General features: G+C 44.0%; 15 protein-coding genes and 2 pseudogenes. 8 read left to right on the forward strand and 9 right to left on the reverse strand.

Annotation, left to right across the window (positions count from 1 at the left end):
* The first annotated feature begins 638 nt into the window (after positions 1-638).
* A complete protein-coding gene (locus tag AC5JM2_RS29590; protein ID WP_495838724.1) occupies positions 639-1,211 on the forward strand; it encodes a Uma2 family endonuclease in 573 nt (190 codons plus the stop codon).
* A gap of 173 nt (positions 1,212-1,384) precedes the next feature.
* Here the strand turns inward: AC5JM2_RS29590 and AC5JM2_RS29595 are convergent, their stop codons facing one another.
* A complete protein-coding gene (locus AC5JM2_RS29595; protein ID WP_495838882.1) occupies positions 1,385-2,053 on the reverse strand; it encodes a pentapeptide repeat-containing protein in 669 nt (222 codons plus the stop codon).
* 241 nt (positions 2,054-2,294) lie between these two features.
* On the reverse strand, positions 2,295-3,035 hold the full coding sequence (locus tag AC5JM2_RS29600) for a DUF3120 domain-containing protein (protein WP_495838726.1): 741 nt from the start codon (positions 3,033-3,035) through the stop codon (positions 2,295-2,297).
* Positions 3,036-3,262: 227 nt separating this feature from the next.
* Between AC5JM2_RS29600 and AC5JM2_RS29605 the strand changes: the two genes are divergently transcribed.
* Positions 3,263-4,213 (forward strand): undecaprenyl-diphosphate phosphatase, encoded by a 951-nt coding sequence (locus AC5JM2_RS29605; protein WP_495838728.1) that lies wholly within the window; start codon positions 3,263-3,265, stop codon positions 4,211-4,213.
* Between the two features lie 100 nt (positions 4,214-4,313).
* Here AC5JM2_RS29605 and AC5JM2_RS29610 read toward each other — a convergent pair whose 3' ends face one another.
* The 4 genes and pseudogenes from AC5JM2_RS29610 to AC5JM2_RS29625 form a co-directional block, all read right to left on the reverse strand.
* Positions 4,314-7,199 carry a PAS domain-containing hybrid sensor histidine kinase/response regulator gene (locus tag AC5JM2_RS29610; RefSeq protein ID WP_495838730.1) on the reverse strand — a complete coding sequence of 962 codons (2,886 nt, stop codon included), beginning with the start codon at positions 7,197-7,199 and terminating at the stop codon, positions 4,314-4,316.
* Between the two features lie 258 nt (positions 7,200-7,457).
* Positions 7,458-8,333, reverse strand: a complete 876-nt coding sequence (locus tag AC5JM2_RS29615) for an ABC transporter substrate-binding protein (protein ID WP_495838884.1) — start codon at positions 8,331-8,333, stop codon at positions 7,458-7,460.
* A 16-nt stretch (positions 8,334-8,349) separates the two neighbouring features.
* On the reverse strand, positions 8,350-9,159 hold the full coding sequence (locus AC5JM2_RS29620; RefSeq protein WP_495838732.1) for an ABC transporter ATP-binding protein: 810 nt from the start codon (positions 9,157-9,159) through the stop codon (positions 8,350-8,352).
* 32 nt (positions 9,160-9,191) lie between these two features.
* Positions 9,192-9,611 (reverse strand): annotated as a pseudogene (locus AC5JM2_RS29625) (XisI protein).
* Positions 9,612-9,885: 274 nt separating this feature from the next.
* Here AC5JM2_RS29625 and AC5JM2_RS29630 point away from each other — a divergent pair.
* Entirely contained in the window at positions 9,886-10,977 is a 1,092-nt protein-coding gene (locus AC5JM2_RS29630; RefSeq protein ID WP_495838734.1) for an effector-associated domain EAD1-containing protein, read from the forward strand.
* A 441-nt stretch (positions 10,978-11,418) separates the two neighbouring features.
* On the forward strand, positions 11,419-12,570 hold the full coding sequence (locus tag AC5JM2_RS29635) for an SUMF1/EgtB/PvdO family nonheme iron enzyme (RefSeq protein ID WP_495838736.1): 1,152 nt from the start codon (positions 11,419-11,421) through the stop codon (positions 12,568-12,570).
* 241 nt (positions 12,571-12,811) lie between these two features.
* On the opposite strand, the gene AC5JM2_RS29640 is transcribed toward AC5JM2_RS29635, so the two are convergent.
* Both AC5JM2_RS29640 and AC5JM2_RS29645 read right to left on the reverse strand, forming a co-directional pair.
* Positions 12,812-13,618, reverse strand: a complete 807-nt coding sequence (locus AC5JM2_RS29640) for an SGNH/GDSL hydrolase family protein (RefSeq protein ID WP_495838738.1) — start codon at positions 13,616-13,618, stop codon at positions 12,812-12,814.
* 70 nt (positions 13,619-13,688) lie between these two features.
* The gene (locus AC5JM2_RS29645; protein WP_495838740.1) at positions 13,689-14,687 is read right to left on the reverse strand and encodes a FecCD family ABC transporter permease; all 999 of its coding nucleotides are present in this window, start codon (positions 14,685-14,687) and stop codon (positions 13,689-13,691) included.
* 783 nt (positions 14,688-15,470) lie between these two features.
* Here AC5JM2_RS29645 and AC5JM2_RS29650 point away from each other — a divergent pair.
* Together AC5JM2_RS29650 and AC5JM2_RS29655 are read left to right on the forward strand one after the other, a co-directional pair.
* Positions 15,471-15,695, forward strand: a complete 225-nt coding sequence (locus AC5JM2_RS29650; protein WP_495838742.1) for a hypothetical protein — start codon at positions 15,471-15,473, stop codon at positions 15,693-15,695.
* Positions 15,692-16,039: a type II toxin-antitoxin system PemK/MazF family toxin gene (locus tag AC5JM2_RS29655; protein WP_495838744.1), complete on the forward strand. Its 348-nt coding sequence runs from the start codon at positions 15,692-15,694 to the stop codon at positions 16,037-16,039. The genes AC5JM2_RS29650 and AC5JM2_RS29655 overlap by 4 nt, the downstream gene beginning before the upstream one ends.
* A 59-nt stretch (positions 16,040-16,098) precedes the next feature.
* Here AC5JM2_RS29655 and AC5JM2_RS29660 read toward each other — a convergent pair.
* Positions 16,099-16,221: pseudogene (locus tag AC5JM2_RS29660) on the reverse strand (IS982 family transposase); the annotation flags it as partial.
* A 193-nt stretch (positions 16,222-16,414) separates the two neighbouring features.
* Here AC5JM2_RS29660 and AC5JM2_RS29665 point away from each other — a divergent pair.
* Together AC5JM2_RS29665 and AC5JM2_RS29670 are read left to right on the forward strand one after the other, a co-directional pair.
* Complete coding sequence (locus AC5JM2_RS29665) at positions 16,415-17,749, forward strand: TIGR03279 family radical SAM protein (RefSeq protein ID WP_495838746.1); 1,335 nt, start codon at positions 16,415-16,417, stop codon at positions 17,747-17,749.
* A 133-nt stretch (positions 17,750-17,882) separates the two neighbouring features.
* Positions 17,883-20,759 carry a family 10 glycosylhydrolase gene (locus AC5JM2_RS29670; RefSeq protein WP_495838748.1) on the forward strand — a complete coding sequence of 959 codons (2,877 nt, stop codon included), beginning with the start codon at positions 17,883-17,885 and terminating at the stop codon, positions 20,757-20,759.
* Positions 20,760-20,800 lie beyond the last annotated feature (41 nt).

Here is a 20,800-nt window from a genome sequence, read left to right on the forward strand (position 1 = left end):
TTCCGTTGATATTTAAAATAAATATCTGAAATTTTATTCATAAACTTTCTCTATATATAAGTACTTGCTTCTCAGGCAAATTCCTAGTAAACTTCTGACAATAGTTGAGAATAACTATTAACATCTGATCTTCGCGAGGTAAATAGACGAATCCTAACCAACCAGCTAACAGTTCTAAAGAGCAAGCAATATTTCTTCCCCTGACCTCAATACCGTTCAGTTAAGACGTTTATTCGTAGAGACAGCAGAGGGGATGGTTCGCTAGTGGGAGCAGAGGAGAAAAGAGTCAATGGGCGTTAACTCTTCTTCCCCCCTGCCCCTGTGCCCCTGTGCCCCTGTGCCTGCCGAAACAGATTAATTTCCTTAACTGAACTGTATTGCCCCTGACCTAGCCGAAAAGGTGCAACCTCACAGGATGCATCTACTCGCAACAAACCATGACCGCTGTACTGTAGAACACAGCGGTTTTTTTTGTGAATTTGAGCGGTGATACACAGCGATCAGAACCGCATTATCCAAAAAAAATGCGGACATTTTACGTTTAATTAGGTAGATCGCTACTTAGAAACAGGAGACTTAAACCTCCAGAATTAGTTAAAAATCTAAAATTGAGTCATCCTTCAACTCCAAAACTAACCATGATTAAACTCAAAACCCAACTCACCCTCGAAGAATTCCTCGCACTTACTGAAGCAGACATCACCTATGAACTAATTGACGGAGAAGCTATTCCTAAATTCAAAAACGATGAAATGTCACCAAATTTTTTTCATAGTTCTATAACAGGTGCGTTATTTATACTATTATCTGGATGGGCAGAAGGAAAGGGACGGGTTGTAATAGAATGGGCAATTAAGCTAACACAAAATCAACAAGACTGGGTTCCTGTACCAGATTTGACATATGTTTCTTATAACCGTCTTTCTGCCGATTGGTTGCAAGATGAGGCTTGTCCTGTTGCACCCGAATTAGTCATTGAAATTATCTCCCCTGGTCAAACTTTCGGAGAAATGACAGAAAAAGCAACAGATTATCTGAAAGCTAAAGTTCAACGCGTTTGGATTATTGACACTAGAGCAAAAACTATTACTATTTTTTATCCAGATGCTCTCCCTCAAACCAAGCGCGGTACTGATAGTTTAGAAGATTCCCTATTTGAAATGCTACAAATTACACCTCAACAAATCTTCCAACAAGCAAGAATTTCCTAAAGTAGAGGTGATGGAAACGGTAAACTGTATTTGACTCCTGATGAAGTTGCTCAAAGCGAACGACAGCAGAGGAAACTTGCTAACTGGAGTTTACTTGGTACTTTTTCAAAAGTCATCCTTTGGGAAGCCTTCGGCTACAACTGAGGCGAAACGGAAGTCAGGCGGGGAGGATGTCAAAAGGCTTCAGGCTTATTAACCGCTGTCTCCAATCCTCGCACATCTTCCCGTTTCGTATCCTGATTCCAAGTAATGTTTGTGAGGTCTGCGCGACTGAGGTTTGCGCGACTGAGGTCTGCGCCACTGAGATCTGCGCCACTGAGGTCTGCGCGACTGAGGTTTGCGCCACTGAGGTTTGCGACACTGAGGTTTGCGCCACTGAGGTTTGCGCTTCTGAGGTTTGCGCCACTGAGGTTTGCGCCACTGAGGTTTGCGTCACTGAGGATTGCGTCACTGAGGTTTGCGCGACTGAGGTTTGCGCCACTCAGGTTTGCGCCACTGAGGTTTGCGCCACTCAGGTCTGCGCCACTGAGGTTTGCCGTTCTGAGGTTTGCGCTACTGAGGTTTGCCGTTCTGAGGTTTGCGCTACTGAGGTCTGCGCTACTGAGGTTTGCCGTTCTGAGGTTTGCGCCACTGAGGTCTGCGCTACTGAGGTTTGCCGTTCTGAGGTTTGCGCCACTGAGGTCTGCGCCGCTGAGGTCTGCGCTACTGAGGTTTGCGCGACTGAGGTTTGCGCGACTGAGGTCTGCGCCACTGAGGTCTGCGCTACTGAGGTTTGCGCCACTGAGGTCTGCGCCACTGGTGCTGCTGGAACGCTTGCAAGCAAACCAAGCGCAATCATAAATTCCAAAGCAGCTTTAGAAACTTCTGCCCCAGACTCCGCCATGTCTCCAGGCGTTCCTAATTCTTGGGGGTTGATCTGTTGCCAAAACCGCTTAAGCTTGTTCACTGCAAAAATTCCTTTGTTGTGACGCTCTCACTGTTGATACCAGTGAAACTCTCAACTTTTAATGATAAGCTTAGCTTGCCGAACAAACCCCCAGTCAGTACGTACAATTGTGGTTATCCAAGTACATAAGCTGATCTTCACGCAAAAACCGCAGCCAGTAAAAATAAGCAGTCCACCAAAATAGTACTCAAAACCGCTCCACTAAAAGCATACCAGTGTCGCTGCTTCCCAGATAAAGACAAAAGCCCCACCGTTAACAAGACTGTGGCGAGAGTTAGCGCCCAAGCTTGTCCCCAAGGCGTTTGGACTTGTGCCAAAGCACTTTGTAAAATTGGTGTTGCCTCCAATGTTGATTCTACTCGCACGATTTGCCGCCAATAAGGAATTAAATCTACCAAGTAGAAATACACATCGGTTAACACTGTACCGAGTAAAGAACCTAAATAAAACCAGTTACCGATTTTGCCCCAGTTCCGACTGAGACACCACAAGGCAAACGGTAAACCTATACACTCAACGGGTAAATGCCATAACGGTTCCCAGCGCAACCAGCCCCAGTAAACAGAACCTGCTAACCAACTCCAACTGAATCCTAAAAGCAAATCTCCCCAAACATACGTAGAGGGACGCGACATTAATTTAAAACTCAGCCAGATCCAACCTGCTGTTAAAGCTAAACTCAACCACGGAAGCGATCGCACGAGTGGCGCTTCAATAAACACAGGCACACAAACCAAAAAGACAGCCGCCGCAAAGACTAACCATGCTGGTTGAGAGGCGACTTTCCACAATAAACCAACGTCAGCGCTTTTCGTTGGCTGAGTTCGCTGAATCGTAGTAGTAGAAGCAGTGTAAGAAGACAAAGTATTGTTAACCAATGTTTTTAATATTTTTTATTTATCTTTATATTACTTAATATATTACAGTATAAATGCCCTAGGGGGGCATTTAATTTTAGCTTAATCCAAGAATTAAGAATATGTTAATGTTGTGAGCATTTCATTTGAGATGCTTACAGTTCACGTGCCACCCGGAAAGACCAATAAAAAGAGTGTAAATTTGGATAATTCAGTACAATAACGCAGGTATATTCAGAGTTCTAGTGATGACGACAATATTAGAAGTGAGTAGTACACAGTGTTACGGGTTGCTTTATGGTGTATGGGGACAACTGGCACAAGTAGGAGTAACCGAAAATCCTCCTGCTGGTGGTGAAGTCAACCTGATACAGGCACTCATTCAGGCATTTATCCTAGGGATTGTCCAAGGGATAACAGAATTTCTCCCCATCAGCAGCACTGCCCATTTGCAGGTGTTTACTAAAGCATTCGGCTGGGAACTCCTGGGACAAAAATCCTTTGTGGCGACGATTCAATTCGGCAGCGTGATTGCCGTGTTCCTATATTTTTGGAAAGATATCACTCAAATTTTGACTGGAGGCTGGGCGGCTTTTCAGCAAAAAGACTGGCGGCGAGACGAATGGCAATTACTAGTGGGCATAGCAGTAGGAACCTTGCCAGCTTTGGTGGGGGGCTTTCTCCTGAAGAAGGCACTTAATGACGAAAACTCGGTGATTAACAGCATGACTACCATTGCCATCGATTCAATTGTGATGGCAATTTTATTAGGTGTGGCGGAAAAAGTTGGCAGCCGCAAGCGGGACTTTCGAGACTTGAAGATTCGAGATGGACTACTGATAGGGCTGGGCCAAATGCTGGCTTTAGCGCCTGGTGTATCACGTTCTGGCTCAACTTTAACAACTGCCTTGTTTTTGGGACTCAAAAGGGAGACAGCAGCGAGATTTTCGTTTTTGTTGGGCATTCCAACATTAACAATCGCCACTTTATATGAATTCTTCAAAGAGGCGTTAGGCAAGATTGACTTAGTGGTAGTGAGTGTCGGGGTAGTTTCAGCGTTTATATTTTCTTATATATCCATCGCCTGGTTGTTGCGATATCTTCAAACCCATAACAATTTCGTATTTGTCTGGTATCGCTTGGCATTTGGGGCTGCAATTCTAGGTGCGATCGCAACAGGGCTATTGAATAATACTTGATGAAATTTCTGGCAATCATCAGATTCAGAACGATTTAAAACTGCAAAAATACGCATATATACGTAGACTTAATCAGTGTGCATCTGTTCATAGCCCCGATTCACTCTGGCGATCGAACTAACTCCACTACACTCTCGATCACTGCATTTGGCGAAATTGGTTTGGGAATGTGTCGTTGGAAACCCGCGTTTATCGCCTGCTGTTGATCCAATTCTCCGGCATAGGCAGTTATGGCGATCGCCGGAACACGTCCTCCTCGTTCGGGTGGCAGCATTCGGATTTCACGCATGAGCATGTAGCCATCGATTTCTGGCATACCGATATCGCTGACCACAATATTAGGAATCGATTGTGAAAAAGCTTCTAGGGCATCAGAACCAGAGGAGACAGCTGTGACGCTGGCGTTTTGTTGCTTTAAGACAAAAGCAATCAACTCCCGCGAGTCTGGGTCATCGTCTACGACTAAAATCTGAATGCCACTCAAATCACACGCTGGTTGTGGTAATTGCTTGATTTGGGGCATCTCAACAGACTTGGGAGCCAGAGGAATCTCTACAGTAAAGGTAGCTCCTTGTCCTTCGCCAAGACTCTCGACAAACGCCTTTCCACCATGCATCTCAACAATTTGACGCACAATCGCTAGTCCTAACCCTAAACCGCCAAATTTGCGCGTCGTGGAGCCGTCTTCTTGCTGGAAACGGTCAAATACATGCGGCAGAAACTCAGCCCGAATGCCTTTGCCCGTGTCTGTGACTTGAATTTGGGCATTGGTGCCAACGGGTGTTAAATTAACTTCAATTTGTCCACCTCGCGGGGTGAATTTAACAGCGTTGGATAAGAGATTCCACACGATTTGCTGTAATCGAGTCGCATCGCCGATAACGCTCACCCCTGGGGTCATCTGTGTTTTCACTTGTAGGGACTTGGCATCGGCGGCTAATCGAACGGTTTCGATCGCTCCAGAAATAACGCTACCGAGCTCGACGGGTATGGCATTTAAGACCAATTTACCGCGCAGAATCCGAGAGACATCGAGGAGATCGTCAATCAGTTGCACCTGTAACTTGGCGTTGCGCTCGATTGTGGCGAGGGCTTCGCTGGTTTTTGCGGCGCTGAGTTTGCCATTTTGCAATAACTTCGACCAGCCAAGAATCGGATTGAGGGGGGAACGTAATTCGTGAGACAGCACGGCGAGAAATTCATCTTTAATCCGGTTCAACCGTTCGGCTTCTGATCGGGCTGCTTGTTCGCTCATGAACAATTGTTCTCGTTCTTGCTCAGTTTGTTTGCGATCAGTGATGTCGCGAGCAATGGCGTAAAGAACATTTTGTTCGGGCACGCAAACAACGTTCCAGGAAATCCATTTATAGGAACCGTCTTTCGTCTGGAAGCGGTTTTCAAAACCAACCGTTTGCCTTCCCCGTGCCAGTTTTTGTCCTTGAGTTAGTGTTGCAGCTCGATCATCAGGATGCACAAATGCAAGATAGGGCTGTGTCGTCAGTTCCGTTTGGGTGAAACCAAGCGTTTTTTCCCAAGCTGGATTAACCTGTGTAAAGTAGCCGTTGAAGTTGCCGATCGCCAGCATATCTAAGGACAAGTTGAACAAGCGATCGCGTTCTTGCCTAAGCTGCTTTTGTTTACTCAGATCCAGGACAAAGGCCATGACTTCCTGGTTTATATTAAACGGTTCTTGGACTAAAGCGGCAGCAATTAAAATGGGAATTCGCCGACCATCCTTGTGCAGATAAACTTTTTCGTAGGGTGGACAAACACCCTGTGTACTCAATTGTTCAGCTGCTTTTGCATCCAACGCTGCAAATTCTGGCGGGGTCAATTTATCCGATTGTACTTGCCCAGAGTACACCTCTTCTGGGGTGTACCCAACTAAGTTTAAGAAATAGTCATTGGCGTAATGCAGCTTACCAAAACAATCCCCAAACACGACCCCAAATAAATTTGATTCGACCAATCGCCGGAACCGCCGCTCACTTTCTCGCAAGGCGATCTCTGCTTGTTTGCGATCGGTGATGTCCATTGACATACCCATCATGCGCAGGGGGTTTCCGGCTGAGTCATAAACCACCTGACCTCGTATTAGTACCCAGTGAGTGCTGCCATCTGTCCAGATATTGCGGTACTCCACATCGTAGTCGGTGCGGTTGACAATTGACTCCTGAATTGCCCCTTGCACCCAAGCTTGATCCTCAGGATGAATCCGCTCCATCAAAGTCTGATGCGAAAAATCAGCATCAATTGATAGCCCAAAGTTCATTTTGCACTGGTCAGAAGTAGACAAAATATTTGTCTTCAAATCGAGTTGCCAGGAACCAAGTTTACTCGTTTTTAGCGCTAGCCTCAGTTGTTGTTCCCTTTCTCGCAGCGCCGCTTCTGCTTGTTTGCGCTCAGTAATCTCAGCACACAAGATCGCAATGGCATCAGGAATCAGGTAAACGCGATTTTCAAACCAGCGATTCCACGCGGGATAGTAATACTCGAATTGCTGGCGCGTTTGTTCACTCATCGCTGGCTCAAGTCGCTGATCAAGCTCAGTCCCTACTAAGTGCAGCTCATTTTTCTGCTGCTGCACCCGGACAAATTCTGTAACATCCTCGGTTCTATGGATGATCTGCGTAATCTCACCATTTGCGTCGAAGACGGGCGAATTGACTGCAGTCCAATACCGTTCCTCAAATCCGCCGCCTTCTGATTCAAGACGGCGAATGTCATACTTCTGTACCGCCATCGTATGAGGCTTTCGATCCTTCAGCACGCTTTCTAGTGAGGCACGCAAATTCTGCACTCCTGTCGCATCTGGATCGTCTGGATTATCAGGATAGGCATCGAATATCATGCGATCAAGAATCTCTTCTCGTTTTCTCATGGTTGCCTGCAAGTAAGCATCGCTCGCTGCCACAATGACAAAATCGGGTGTCAATACTAAATATAATCCCGGTATCGCTTCAAATATCGTTTGAAAATTAAGCATTAGTACCGTTGTCAACCCCTTCTTGCCAGTAAAAACCTCCTCTGACTCACATTTTTTAAACGTGGGTCACTGTTCCCTCTTCTTTCTTTCGTGTTTCCTGTGAACTACTACAGGTCAGCGAGCTGTTTTGGTTCAAGCATTTTTCTACCCAAAACCATAAAACAAAGTGAATAACACACTTTATATAGTAATTCTATCTGAGTTATGAGAATTACTTCTAGTTTCATTGTCCAAAAATTTGACTTTTATCAGAGGTGTTTACTTTTGTCGTGATAGTGCTACTTTGAGTTTTCCACAAGCTTTTTCAATCGCATCTATACTCCCAGGGTTGACAAGTCCGTAGTAGTCGAACTCGTAGACTCGATTATTTTTCGTTGCTTGGAGTTGATTCCAAAAAGATTCTGATTTAAAAGATTTTAATAATCCAGGTAGAGGACTAACAACAATTAATACTTCTGGATTTGCTTCCAAAACTTTCTCAGCAGAAAGCGTCACATAACCAGGTACTGAAAATTTACCTTGTAAATCTGCTGATACATTTTTCGCTTGAAATTTCTCTAACAAATTTCCTGCCCAACTTTTTCTGCTTGGTGACAAAATTGGTTGACGGCTAACCAGCACTAATGTGGAAGGATTCTGAATCGATTTCTCAGGCAAAAAAGTTTGATAGCGGTTTAATAGCGGCGTTGGATCAGCATTAACTATTTTTGCCAAAGTTTTGGTTAAATCTTGTAATTTTTCCCAACTATCAACCTTAGTCAGTAAAGTTGTTATACCCAGTTCTTTGAGTTTGTCGGTAGTCGGATTAGAAAAACCTTCAGCGCCAATAACCAAATCCGGTTTCAGTGCTACAATTTTTTCTAAATTTGGTGGTGTTTGCTCCTGACTCACACGCGGAATATCTTTAAATCGTGAGTCATTTTTGAATAAATTGCTACCACTCATCCCGATTAATTTTGTGCTATCAAGTTGCTCAACAATATCAGATGATAGAGATGAGAGGGTTACAATTCTTTTAGCTGACTGTTGGGTTTGCTGCGATGTAGAGGTAGTACTAGTCGTTGCACTTGTACAAGCAAAAGTGACCAAACTTAACCACAGTATTAATCCAAATAGTATAACACGACGTTGCATAATTACCCGATAATTTTTATTCATTATTAGATGCGGCTTCGTATTCCTCATCAATAGCAGCCAACGAGCAAATTTGCAAACCAACTGGTGTTTCCAATACAGCAACTTCTATACCCAAAACATCAGCCAAATGTTCAGGCGTCAAAACTATCCTTGGTTCTCCTACTGCCCAAATTTTACCTTGGCACAACAATGCAATGCGAGAGCTATACCTTGCGGCTAAATTCACATCATGCAACACTGTGATAATGGATAACTTTTGTTCTTTGTTGAGTTGTTTGAGCAGTTCTAGTAACTGCAACTGGTAGCGGATATCTAAATAAGTAGTTGGTTCATCTAATAGCAAAACTTGCGGATCTTGAGCTAAGGCTAACGCCAAAAAAGCTCTTTGTCGTTCACCACCGGATAATTGTTCGACAGGGCGATCGCACAAAGATTGCATCCTAGTTAATTCTAAAGCTTTCTCAACTTTATCTCTATCCTGTGCGTTTAATTCCCATTGCCACCAAGGTTGATGGGGTGTGCGCCCTAAAGAAACCAACTGTCGCACTGATAACCCCGCAGGTATCGTTTGCTGTTGCGGTAATAACGCCAGTTTTTGAGCGACAGCAGTAGCTTTTTGGGTGTGAATAACTTTTCCATCCAGCAGTACAGCGCCTGTTTGCGGTTTCAGCAGGCGACTCATGAGTTTTAGGAGGGTGGATTTTCCAGAACCATTCGCACCGATTAGACTCAGCCATTCTCCGGCTTGGAGTGCGAGAGTGATTTCTTGGACAATTGGTTTATTATCGTATCCACCACTGAGATTGTTTGTTTCTAATGGCATTCTATTACGCCAATCCATTACATAAGAGCTTCTCACCCCACCGCAAAGTCTGTGTACTGTCGCACATGAGGTGCATGATATGCTAGCACAATGTCCTGCTTCGGAACTCCTCGCGCCACAAGCTGATCTGCGATACGCCTTTGGCGTCTGCGCTTTGCGCAATCGCATCCTCTGTTCCGTCATGCTGCACCCAAATTTTTCCATTCTTAATATCCACATGCAGCACACAACCATAGATCCGAGTGCTACTATTTTTCCAACCTACATTCACAAGCTGATAGCGTACGCCTTTGGCGTCTGCGCTTTGCGCAATCGCTCGTCGTGTCAAATATCGTCTCGCTTTCTATCGGATCATTAGGCGTTAGCGTAGCGGCTCCTCCGGAGCATCGCAGTTTTGCCCGTTGACTCAGCAACTCCTGAATATATTGACGATATAAACTTACTTTATCCATTGTGCAATCTCCTTGTTCTCTGTGTCATAGACTAAGAGGATATTTGAAAAGTATTGGGCGAATATAATTCGCTACTACACAAGCGAAGTCCGCCTGCGCGGACTAATGGAAAATTAAGGGTTTCAAACCCGCGTAGGCGGGTTTTGCCTGTATAGCCGCGATTTCTAATCGCCGGGTCTTTTTGCTATATGACGGCTGCCGAAGACAAAATAAAGGGTAAGAATGGAGTTCTAAAATTGTACTGCACATATATCGCACTTGCGTAAAAGAACCCATGAAACTAACTGGTCCGCAATACAAACAATTCACACAAGCTCTACTTGAGGCATTTCCAGAACAGCAAAGACTTGCTGAAGTCGTAAGATTCCAGTTTGAAAAAAACCTAAATGCAATCGCCATGGGCAATGACTTACAAGCAATTGTCTTTAGATTGATTCAAGCAGCAGAAGCTGAGGGATGGGTTGATAAACTGATTGCAGGTGCTCGTGAATCAAATCCTGGAAATTCAGGATTATTTGTCTTTGCCCAAGAATTCAATCTTGCGACTCCTATGCCACCACAGCTATCAGCAAGAGGCGCATTAGAGAAAATTATTAAGAAAACGAATAGTTTTCTAGACGTGAATACATGGCGAGAAAAGTTAGGCACAATTGAAGCGCAAGTCTGCCGCATAGAAATTAGTAATAACAATAATACTAAAGAATTTGGAACAGGTTTTTTGATTGCACCAAATGTGGTAATGACCAATTACCATGTCATCGAATCTGTGGATTCAGGACAAGCAAATGCCAGCAATGTTATTCTGTGTTTTGACTATAAACAACTAGCGGATGGCAATATTATCAACCAAGGTACAGAATATCGCTTAGTAGAGGATGACTGGCTGATTGATAAAAGTCCTTACACCAAAAATACTTTACCAACACCTGACGAATTAGATTATGCTTTGCTTCGGGTAGATGGAGTTCCTGGAGAAGAAGCGATCGCGAAAAACTCTGATCCAAATGCTCCACAGCGAGGATGGATTTCATTACCTACCCAATCTTATGAATTTTTGCCTGAGACTCCATTATTAATAGTGCAACATCCAAAAGCCGAGCCATTAAAATTGGCGTTTGACACAGATGCTATTATTAACATCAACGAAAATGGCACAACTGTTAAATATAAAACGAATACTCAGCCTGGTTCCTCTGGTTCTCCATGTTTTGACATTAACTGGAATTTAGTAGCGCTGCATCATAGCGGTGATCCTGACAGGAGAAATCCAACTTACAACGCGGGAACACCGTTCAGTGCTATTTGTTCACGTTTAGAGAAGCAAGGTTTATTGGCTGATTTACGAAGTGGTCAACCAATATGGTGAATATTTATTTATGCTCAGATCTTGGCACAATTGTCTCGTTCCTTGTCTCTGGCAAGGAATGTAGCAATGGAGGCTCTGCCTCCTGAGCTACTAGAGGCAGAGCCTAAGCGAATTTCATTCCCAAGCAAAGCGCCTGGGAACGAGAGTGACGCTTTGCATTCTCGTCCGCCTGGGATTTAAATCCCAGTCTCATAGCAAAAGTCGTCTAAAGACGACTGTAAGTAGCTCAACCTAATTCGTGAAATGTCATTGCGAGCAAAACGCAGTGGAGCGAAGCAATCGCAAGAATCGTATTTTATGTTTTTTTATGTTGACCTACTTATAAGCTTTGAAGTCTACTTTAGTAGACTTAGGCTGTGAGCCTCGGAATTAATTCCGAGGCGGTCAAAATTGGCTATCAGCAGCAAAATTTTATTTTTTCTAACTATGGAGTAGCCGTTAATGGGTTTGTCTGGAGAAACAATAAGGAAAATAAGAGAAGCACTAAAATCTGCCTTTCCAAACCGCGACGAACTGGTGATGATGCTACGCATGGAACTTGATATAAGCGAATCAGAAGTTCCTAATCATTCCAACTATAATTTAGTTGTTTTCCACTTAATACAGCAGCTTGACAGCCAAAATCGTATACCAGAATTAATTAAAGGAGCGTTGAATGAACGACGTGGTAATCCCGATTTACAGCAAGTCGCTCAAGAAATTAACGCTATCTATTCCAACAGCAACAAATCACTTTTAAAATGGTTTGAATTTGATGTGGTAACGGTGAATGCCCAAGGTTGGAAAATCGCTCGCAAAAGATGTCGAGCACAATACTTTACGGAAGACTTAGGAAACGGAGTTACCCTAGAAATGGTTGAAATACCTGGTGGTACATTTATGATGGGCGCACCAAAAAATGAGCAAGGTAGTAAAGATAACGAACGTCCCCAACACCAAGTCACAGTTCAACCCTTCTTCATGGGTAGATATCCGGTCACTCAAGCACAATGGAGAGCCGTAGCGGCTTTACCTCAAGTCAACAAAGAACTAGACCCAAATCCGTCTTACTTTAAAGGAGATAACCGACCAGTAGAGCGAATTTCTTGGTATGATGCATTGGAATTTTGTGCTAGACTTAATTTTAGAATAAATTTCACAGCGGGAAGGGATTATCGGTTACCCAGCGAAGCGGAGTGGGAATATGCTTGTCGTGCAGGTACAATGACGCCCTTTTACTTTGGTGAGACAATAACGACTGATTTAGCAAATTATGATGGTAACTACACTTACGGAAATGCTCCCAAGGGAGAATATCGGCAAGAAACGACAACCGTAGGAAGTTTTCCACCAAATGCCTTTGGTTTATACGACATGCATGGCAATGTTTTGGAATGGTGTGCTGATACTTGGCATCCGAACTATGAAGGCGCACTGAAAGATGGCAGTGAATGGATAGCTGAGAATAATAATAATCATTTGCTGCGTGGTGGTTCTTGGCACTACGTTCCCGATCGCTGCCGTTCGGCGTCTCGCCTCAACGACGATGAGGGCGTCGGGAACATCTTCGGCTACGACGGTTTCCGCGTTGCGTGTTCCGCCGCGTGGACTTAGTAGCCCTTTATACTTTTGTCCTTTTCCCCTTTATTCTTTTTTCTTTTCTCTGTGTCAGCGGAGCGGAGCGGAGCGAGATAATTTTTTTCAGGAAATAGAGTTGCTCAAAATACAACCCACTTGAATATTCTAATTTAAAAATCTCTAAAACACAACTATTTCAATAAAAACGTCAAAGCTTCGGCTTCGCTCAGCTTTGATCCTGAGCGAAGCCGAAGGGTCAATTGTCAAGTTTCATAAATCAGCTCTGGGAAGACCACATCTTGCTGACAACATACCAAGCCAAATTTTGAATTATTGCAGCATCTATTTCGCTCAAACTCTCTAACCTAATTTTGTTTCCTTCTTGTGGAGTTCCAAATTGAGTGCTGTAGATACGACGACTCAAGCCTACTGGATTTTTTTCATAGAATTTTGCATAGAACACACACGCCGCTACATACGATCCAATCGGACTAGGGTGACTTTGATCCGGATAGTAAAGGTTCAATTTTGGATTCTCCTCCTGAACTTTTTGCCAAGCCAGTCCAACAGGTGCAACCTCAGCTCCGAGTTCTTTAGCAATCTTCATATACGAATCGGTCAATATCTGTTGCGTTTGGGGTCGATTCTCTCTTGCCCAAGTTAGGTAGAAAACTGTTCGGGCGTTAACTCGTTTGATTTCGGCATCAAACAAACGGGCATATTCGTACATCACCTTCGGATCGCTAATCGGTAAAGTACTCTGTTCTTGCAGCACTACATAGTCCCATCGGGAATTCTGAATTCGCTTAAGTGCTTCACCACGCTCCCAATTACTTTTCAGCGTCGCTCCACCAACTGTCACCATTTCAGTTTCCAGCCTTCTGGTTTCTCTGGCTGAAATGGACAACTGTTGCGTCAACCAGGGAAGGTCATTGACATAAGTATAACTGTTACCAATAAATAAAACTCTGAGTGGCTGCTGATGGGATACTGCTGCATCAACCTGTTTCTGGATCATCCCCATGCTAGAAACCACTGAAAATAGAATTAACCCAATCCAGTATTTTATCTTGCTTTTTTTCATTACCGCGCTCGAAGATTGTAACATAACGGCTAGTAGTCGCTGCATCATCTGTCACGACTAAAGCAGGATACTAACTAAAATTTCCTTTACGTTGATACAGCAACCAAATAAACAGAGGCGATCCAAAAAGCGCCGTAACAGCACCAACTGGTAACTCCACAGCACCCAAGCGAGACAGCAAATCAGCGGCTGTCAAGACTAAAGCACCACCAACAGCACTCAATGGCAAAACAACTCGATAATCTGTGCCAACGAACAAGCGGATACCATGAGGAACGATTAAGCCGACAAAACCAATTAATCCGGCGACACTCACAGCACCTGCAGCTAATAGTGTCGCAATAGCACCGATAAAAATGCGCGATCGCACCAAGGAAACCCCCAACCCAACTGCCAAATCATCTCCCAAATTCAGCAAGTTGACACTTCTACCTAACAAACTTCCTAATAATAAGGATAAACAAATATATGGTCCCGCAATTACTACAAGATTCCATCCTCTTCCATTCAAGCTGCCAATCAACCAATTTAACGCGACTTGCACTTGTCCATTATCTGTCAACAGCAACAATAGCGATTGAATTGATCCAAATAGTGAGCTAATCGCGACTCCACCCAAGATAAGGCGTTCAATTGAAATCCCATCTCCACTCTTAGCAAGCAGATAAACAAAAAGAGTTGTTAACAAACCGCCAACCCAAGCAGCCAAAGGAACCCAACTCTGTAATATTCCTAACGTGAATATTGGCACAACGACTAAACCAGCACCAGCAGAGATACCCAATAAGAACGGATCTGCCAATCCATTGCGCAGCATTCCTTGAAGCAGTGCGCCAGACATTCCCAAAGCCGCACCCACCAATATTGCTGCTAGAGTGCGAGGTAGTCGTAAATCCCAGAGAATTGTTTGATAGAGCGTATCACCTTGACGGAGTATTGCTTGCCACAATTGAGATGGAGTCATCCCAACCGCTCCAAATGACAGGGAAAGCCCTATCATGAAAAATAGTGCAACACTCAGTAAAAGAGTTGTCACTAGCACACGGTTACTTGAAATTCTTTTATGCACTTAACTATCAATTGCTACTTTTAATACTGAAAATAACTAAATAATACAGATAGTCTATTTTCTTTGATATTAACTTAACTTCTTCGTCGTAAGTCCCCCGCTATAGTGGTACTCCACTTAGCGCGGGGATATAAGACGGGCGACGACGATTGCATCTTTGACTAATTCTTGCCTCCGGCAAGAGAAGAAAAAGATGTATGTTAGCGGAGCGGCGCGTTAGCGCGAAGTTGCCAATCTTTGCGGAATGCACATAGTTAACGTTTTATACTGTTATTGGTTGCTGACCCACCCACTCGGCTGACAACAAAGGTCACAGTAGCGGTTCGACGCTTACCACGGTAACTAGCGAGAGAAAGGGGGAAAGATTCCGGTCACTGGTTCGTATGATTACGCTCTACGGTAAAAAATAAGCCATACAGGAATGTACGGACAAACTATCTGCCTTTGGAAGAAGGGCGGCTGCGCGGGTTCCCACGAGGGATAAAGGTTGAAAAACCAGAGATGTTGTGTAAGACCATTACCGACTTGAGTGTCGGACATTTAGCAATAAGTGTACCCAACGTGGCAACGACAAATGAGACGCGAAGCCCCCACTATACCGCTTGCGGTTAGTGGTGGGTACTTCACTACGCTAATTTTCGTCCTTTCTTAAAGATGAAAGAATATTCTTAGCTCTCACACACCCAATTCAGAAGCGACTTTCCATGTAGAGGTTCTGATCTAAAGGTGAGTCGTTAGTTTGTCGAGTAAATTGAACTAAAATCAAGGCAGGAGGATCTGATTATGCAAACTACTGCCCAAGAAATTTATACCCAGGTGGTTCGCAATTTGTCACCAAATGAGCGACTGCGATTGGCAACACTTATTCTGAATGAGCTTGTTGGGCAACAGCTACCATCGGTCGATCAGAGTGATACCTGGACCCAAGAGGATCAGATCGATATTGTGAATTTTTCACTACAATACGCAGCTACAACTTTCTCTGATATGGAGGAGGTTGAACTGTGACATTCTCTCCTGGAGATTTAGTTACAGTTGATTTTCCTGGTGTAACAGGAGTTAAACGCCGTCCGGCTGTAATCTTGTCATCAGAAACTTACCACTCGCTTCGACCGGATGTGATAGTTGGACTCATTACTACTCAGACAAAAGTACTAGGAATTACTGATTACGCGCTTCAGGATTGGGGCTCAGCAGGATTACGGGCTGCTTCGATGTTTCGTTGCTTTATCGTGACCCTGCCACCCTCTGCAAATTTAGTTGTAATTGGGCACTTATCAGAACGTGACTGGCAAGGAGTCAAGGCTTGTGTAAAAATATCGCTCACAAGTTTGGATGATACAACACCATAAGAGCAAGTACTGTCACTCTTAACGCTCAGTAACGCATAACAATCCCGTTGCACACCGACCGCAGTTATTACCGTTGTAAGAATTTCTGCGTCACTCATCTGTCTACGACAATCTTCACTATGCCCAATCGCTTTTAATAAATCGTCAATGATAGCATAGACGGTAATTATTTCATTTAACATCTATCCCCTCCATTTTTCTTGTTCAAGGGGATTTTATTGCATAAAGCGATTGCCTACGCCAGAGCTACGCTTAACGCTTGAATCAATAACTAGCAACTTGGGTTATTACTTTTGTGAGCCTACAGGTATGTAGACTATTGATTATTGCATATTAACTCATAAATAGTCACTCATATGTTATCATCCAAAGCTTATGACTATCTTTCGTCCCGCCCGAATATCTAAAGTCCTACCAGATTCCATCGCTGCTGAAATTGGATTTGAACCAGGAGATGCAATTGTCAGCATCAACGGCACACATCCTCGCGATTTGATAGATTATCAATTTTTGTGCGCTGATGAGGTACTAGAACTAGAAGTTTTAGACGCTGCTGGAAAAAGCCATTCCCTTGAAATCGAGAAAGACTATGACGAAGATTTAGGGGTAGAATTTGAAACGGCTCTGTTTGATGGTTTGATTCAGTGTAATAACCGTTGCCCATTTTGTTTTATCGATCAGCAACCACCAGGTAAGCGCTCAAGCTTGTACCTGAAAGACGATGATTACCGACTGAGCTTTTTGTATGGCTCCTACTTAACTCTTACCAATTTAGGTGAACGAGAATGGCAGCGAATTGAAAATATGCGGCTGTCTCCTTTGTATGTGTCTGTCCATGCGACTGAACCTGAGGTTAGAATTAAACTACTGAAAAATCCGCGTGCAGGACAAATATTGCAGCAAATCAAGTGGTTTAAAAAAAGAAGATTGCAAATTCACGCACAACTTGTCGTGTGTCCTGGTATTAATGATGGCGGTCATCTTGAACAAACACTGAGAGATTTAGCTTCTTTCCATACTGGACAAGTACCTGCCGTTGCCTCTGTGGCAGTGGTGCCAGTCGGTTTAACGCGATTTCGTCCAGAACAAGATGAACTGATACCTGTAACCAGAGAAAAAGCCCGAGAAGTCATTTCCCAAGTGCGATCGCTACAGCAAGAATTTCGCAAGAAAAAACAAAACTGTGTTTGGCTTGCTGATGAGTGGTTTTTAATTGCTGGTGAGGATTTGCCAAGTGAATCTGAATATAAAGATTATCCTCAAATAGATAACGGTGTCGGTTCTATTAATTTGTTTATAAAACAATTTACAGAAACTGCTGACAAGTTGCTACCACCAAAAGTTCAACCAAAAAAATTAACTTGGGTTGTTGGCAATGCAGTAGAGCAAGCATTTCAACCTATCTTGAAGCGATTGAATTCTGTTGAGGGGTTAGATATCAAAATGTGTGCTTTGTCAAGCGATTACTGGGGACAAAGTATTTCTGTGACGGGCTTGCTAACGGGTCATGATTTGCTTTTGAAGTTACAGGGGCAAGATTTGGGAGATGGAATTTTGCTACCAACTGTCATGCTAAAACATGGTGAATTGATATTTTTAGATGATATAAGTGTTGAGGATGTGGCTTATAAGCTGGATGTAAAAATATTTCCAGTGGCGGGAGTTGAAGAGTTTCTTCAAACTTGTATCAAACCACTTAATGTACAATAATGAATCGTCTGTAAATTGTATTCAAAAACGAATCGCTGAGTTGCACTAATACATAGCGTGCCTGTAGGGCATACTTTGTTCTTTTAAGGGTGTCCTACGGGCATATTTTGAATTGTTAAAGTGAGAGTGTCTAGTGATAAATCAGAAAAGACGAGGTAAAAAGATAAAATCAAAAATTCAAAAAGTAGGATTTCTGATTCTAAATTTAAATTTGTTAATATTTCATTTACTAAACATTCTCCCAGCCACAGCGGCAAGTTCAGAACCAGTATTGAGCATAGTCCAGAGTGAAGAAAATGCAAATCAGTGGACAGGAATCACAAATCGCTTGCAGACGGCTGGAGTCAAGTATTGTGTGATTCCTCTATCTAGTGTGAGGAGTGCGGCAGATTGGGGCGATCGCACAGTTTTATTTTTACCAAATGTCGAATCATTAACGCCAACACAAGCCATTGCTCTGGAAGAATGGATGAGCAAAGGAGGACGCTTAATTGCAAGCGGTCCTGTAGGAAGTTTGTCAGCACCGGGAGTGCGACAGTTACTGCGAAGTATTCTGGGCGGCTATTGGGGATTCAGCCTTGATAAACCACAAAAGCTGCAACCATCACCAAAAGCAAAATTCATAGAATGGGCAAACCAAAACGGACTATTCGGTCAAGTCCGGGGTGGCGTTGTGATTGCTGATAACGCCACAACTACTGCTGCTGCTATTTGGGGTGGCAAAGATAACCCAGCAGCAGTGGTAGCTAATGAACGTTCCACTTTATTTGGCTGGCGCTGGGGTGTAGATGCTGCTTCCCCAGCACAGCTAGATAGCGCTTGGTTACAAACTACCATTAACCGTTTTTTAAAAAGGCCTTCGAGTGCTCCAACTAAAGTAGCTGGAGGTTCTCAAACCTGCTCTACTACCGTGGCTAAAGCGCCAGCAACTCCGACGGGACAAAAAAGAGCAGGGGAGCAGGGGAGCAGGGGAGCAGGGGAGCAGAGTAGGGAGCAGGGGAGCAGGGGAGAAGGGAGCAGGGGAGAAGGGAGCAGGGGAAAAAATACCACCATCACTTCCTCATCTTCCCCATCTTCCCCATCTCCTCCATCTCCTCCATCTCCTGCACCTCCCCCCAAAATTGCCACAGGTCCTCAACCCAAACCTATTCCCAGCATCACACCTCCAAAATCAGAGGAAGCAATTGACCAACTTGAACAAGGAGTGCGGTTTGATGTTGTCCCTAACTCACAAGCACCGATTAGCCGAACTGAAGCGCTTACCTATCAGCATGAGCTAGAAAATCTTATTGGTAGAGTTGAGAGTGCCAATTTAGCAGCACTCGCTCTTTCTGAAAATAGTAACAATCCAGCGTTAGCAAAGACGCAACAGGCACAGGTGGCATCAACAAGATCTGGGGCAACATTTCCTAGCACAGAACAAGCTTTAGATGCTGCTCGTGAAGTTGTGAAAAACTTGCCCGAATTGATTGCACAAAAAAACTACGCTCAGGCGCGTCAGCAATGGTTGATGGCAAGAGCGAATTTATGGAACCAATTTCCTCTCAATAAGAGGTTGGCTCAACCAGAAATCAGGGCAATGTGGCTTGACCGAGGAACGATTATCCGTGCGGGAAGCGAGCAGAGACTGGCTGAGATTTTTGATCGGATGGCGCAAGCCGGAATTAATACCATATTTTTTGAAACGGTTAATGCTGGCTACACCATTTATCCCAGCAACATTACACCCCAGCAAAACCCTTTGGTTAGCGGTTGGGATCCACTGGCATCTGCTGTTAAGTTAGCTCATGAGCGGGGGATAGAATTACACGCTTGGGTTTGGACTTTTGCTGCTGGTAATGAACGTCACAATCGACTCCTCAATATAAATCCTAATTACCCAGGGCCAGTCCTTGCGGCTCATCCGGATTGGGCTGGCTATGATAATCGCGGTCAAATGATTCCTTCTGGACAGACGAAACCATTCTTTGATCCAGCAAATCCTCAAGTACGGCAGTATTTGCTCAGCTTGTACCAGGAAATTGTCACTCGCTATGACGTGGATGGTTTACAACTAGACTACATTCGCTATCCCTTTCAAGATCCAAGCGCTAACCGGACTTACGGTTATGGGAAGGCGGCTAGAGAGCAATTTCAACAACTGACTGGCACAGATCCAGCGAAGATTTCTCCAAGGCAACAGCAACTATGGCAAAAATGGACAGAATTTCGTACTCAGCAAATTGATAGCTTTGTTGCTCAAGTGTCACAACAACTGCGACAAAAGCGACCTAACTTGATTTTGTCGGCTGCTGTATTTCCCCTTCCAGAACAAGAACGCATTAAAAAGCTGCAGCAGCACTGGGAAGTTTGGGCAAGGCGCGGCGATATCGATTTAATTGTGCCTATGACTTATGCTCAGGATACTCCCCGCTTTGAGCGACTGGCACAACCTTGGATAATTACTGCTACACAACTGGGTTCTTCCCTGTTGGTACCAGGAATTCGCCTACTTTCTTTGCAAACAGTGGGAGCATTCGATCAAATTCAACTACTTAGAGACTTGCCTGTTGTTGGTTATGCTCTGTTTGCTGCACAAAATTTCACGAATGATCTCAACCAAGTCTTTAATAATACTCAAGGTAACCCTCAACGCACACAAAAAGAACCCATTCCGCACCGCCAACCTTTTCAAACTGCTTCCGTTCGTTACACAGATCTACAACGTGAGTGGAAGTTGGCACAGCAAAATAATAAGCTGCGAATAACTTCCACTACGCTTTCAACTTTTAACTCCCAAGCGGAAGTTGTGCAAAGTGCTTTAAATCAGCTGGCTACTAACCCAGACAACATTAAATTAGCAACAGCGAGAACGTCACTTTTAAGGTTACAGTCTCAATTTAGAGAGTGGATGCGTCTACAAGCGCTCTCAAATCCATATCAAGTCAGAGTTTGGGAAAATCGTCTTGCCACGATAGAGAAGTTGTTACGTTACGGAGAACGGGTACAGTTGCGCCGCTTCCGGAGTTAAGGTGGGCATTGCAATGCTCACCTTAACTTGAAAATAAAGAG

The organism is Brasilonema angustatum (assembly GCF_059505445.1).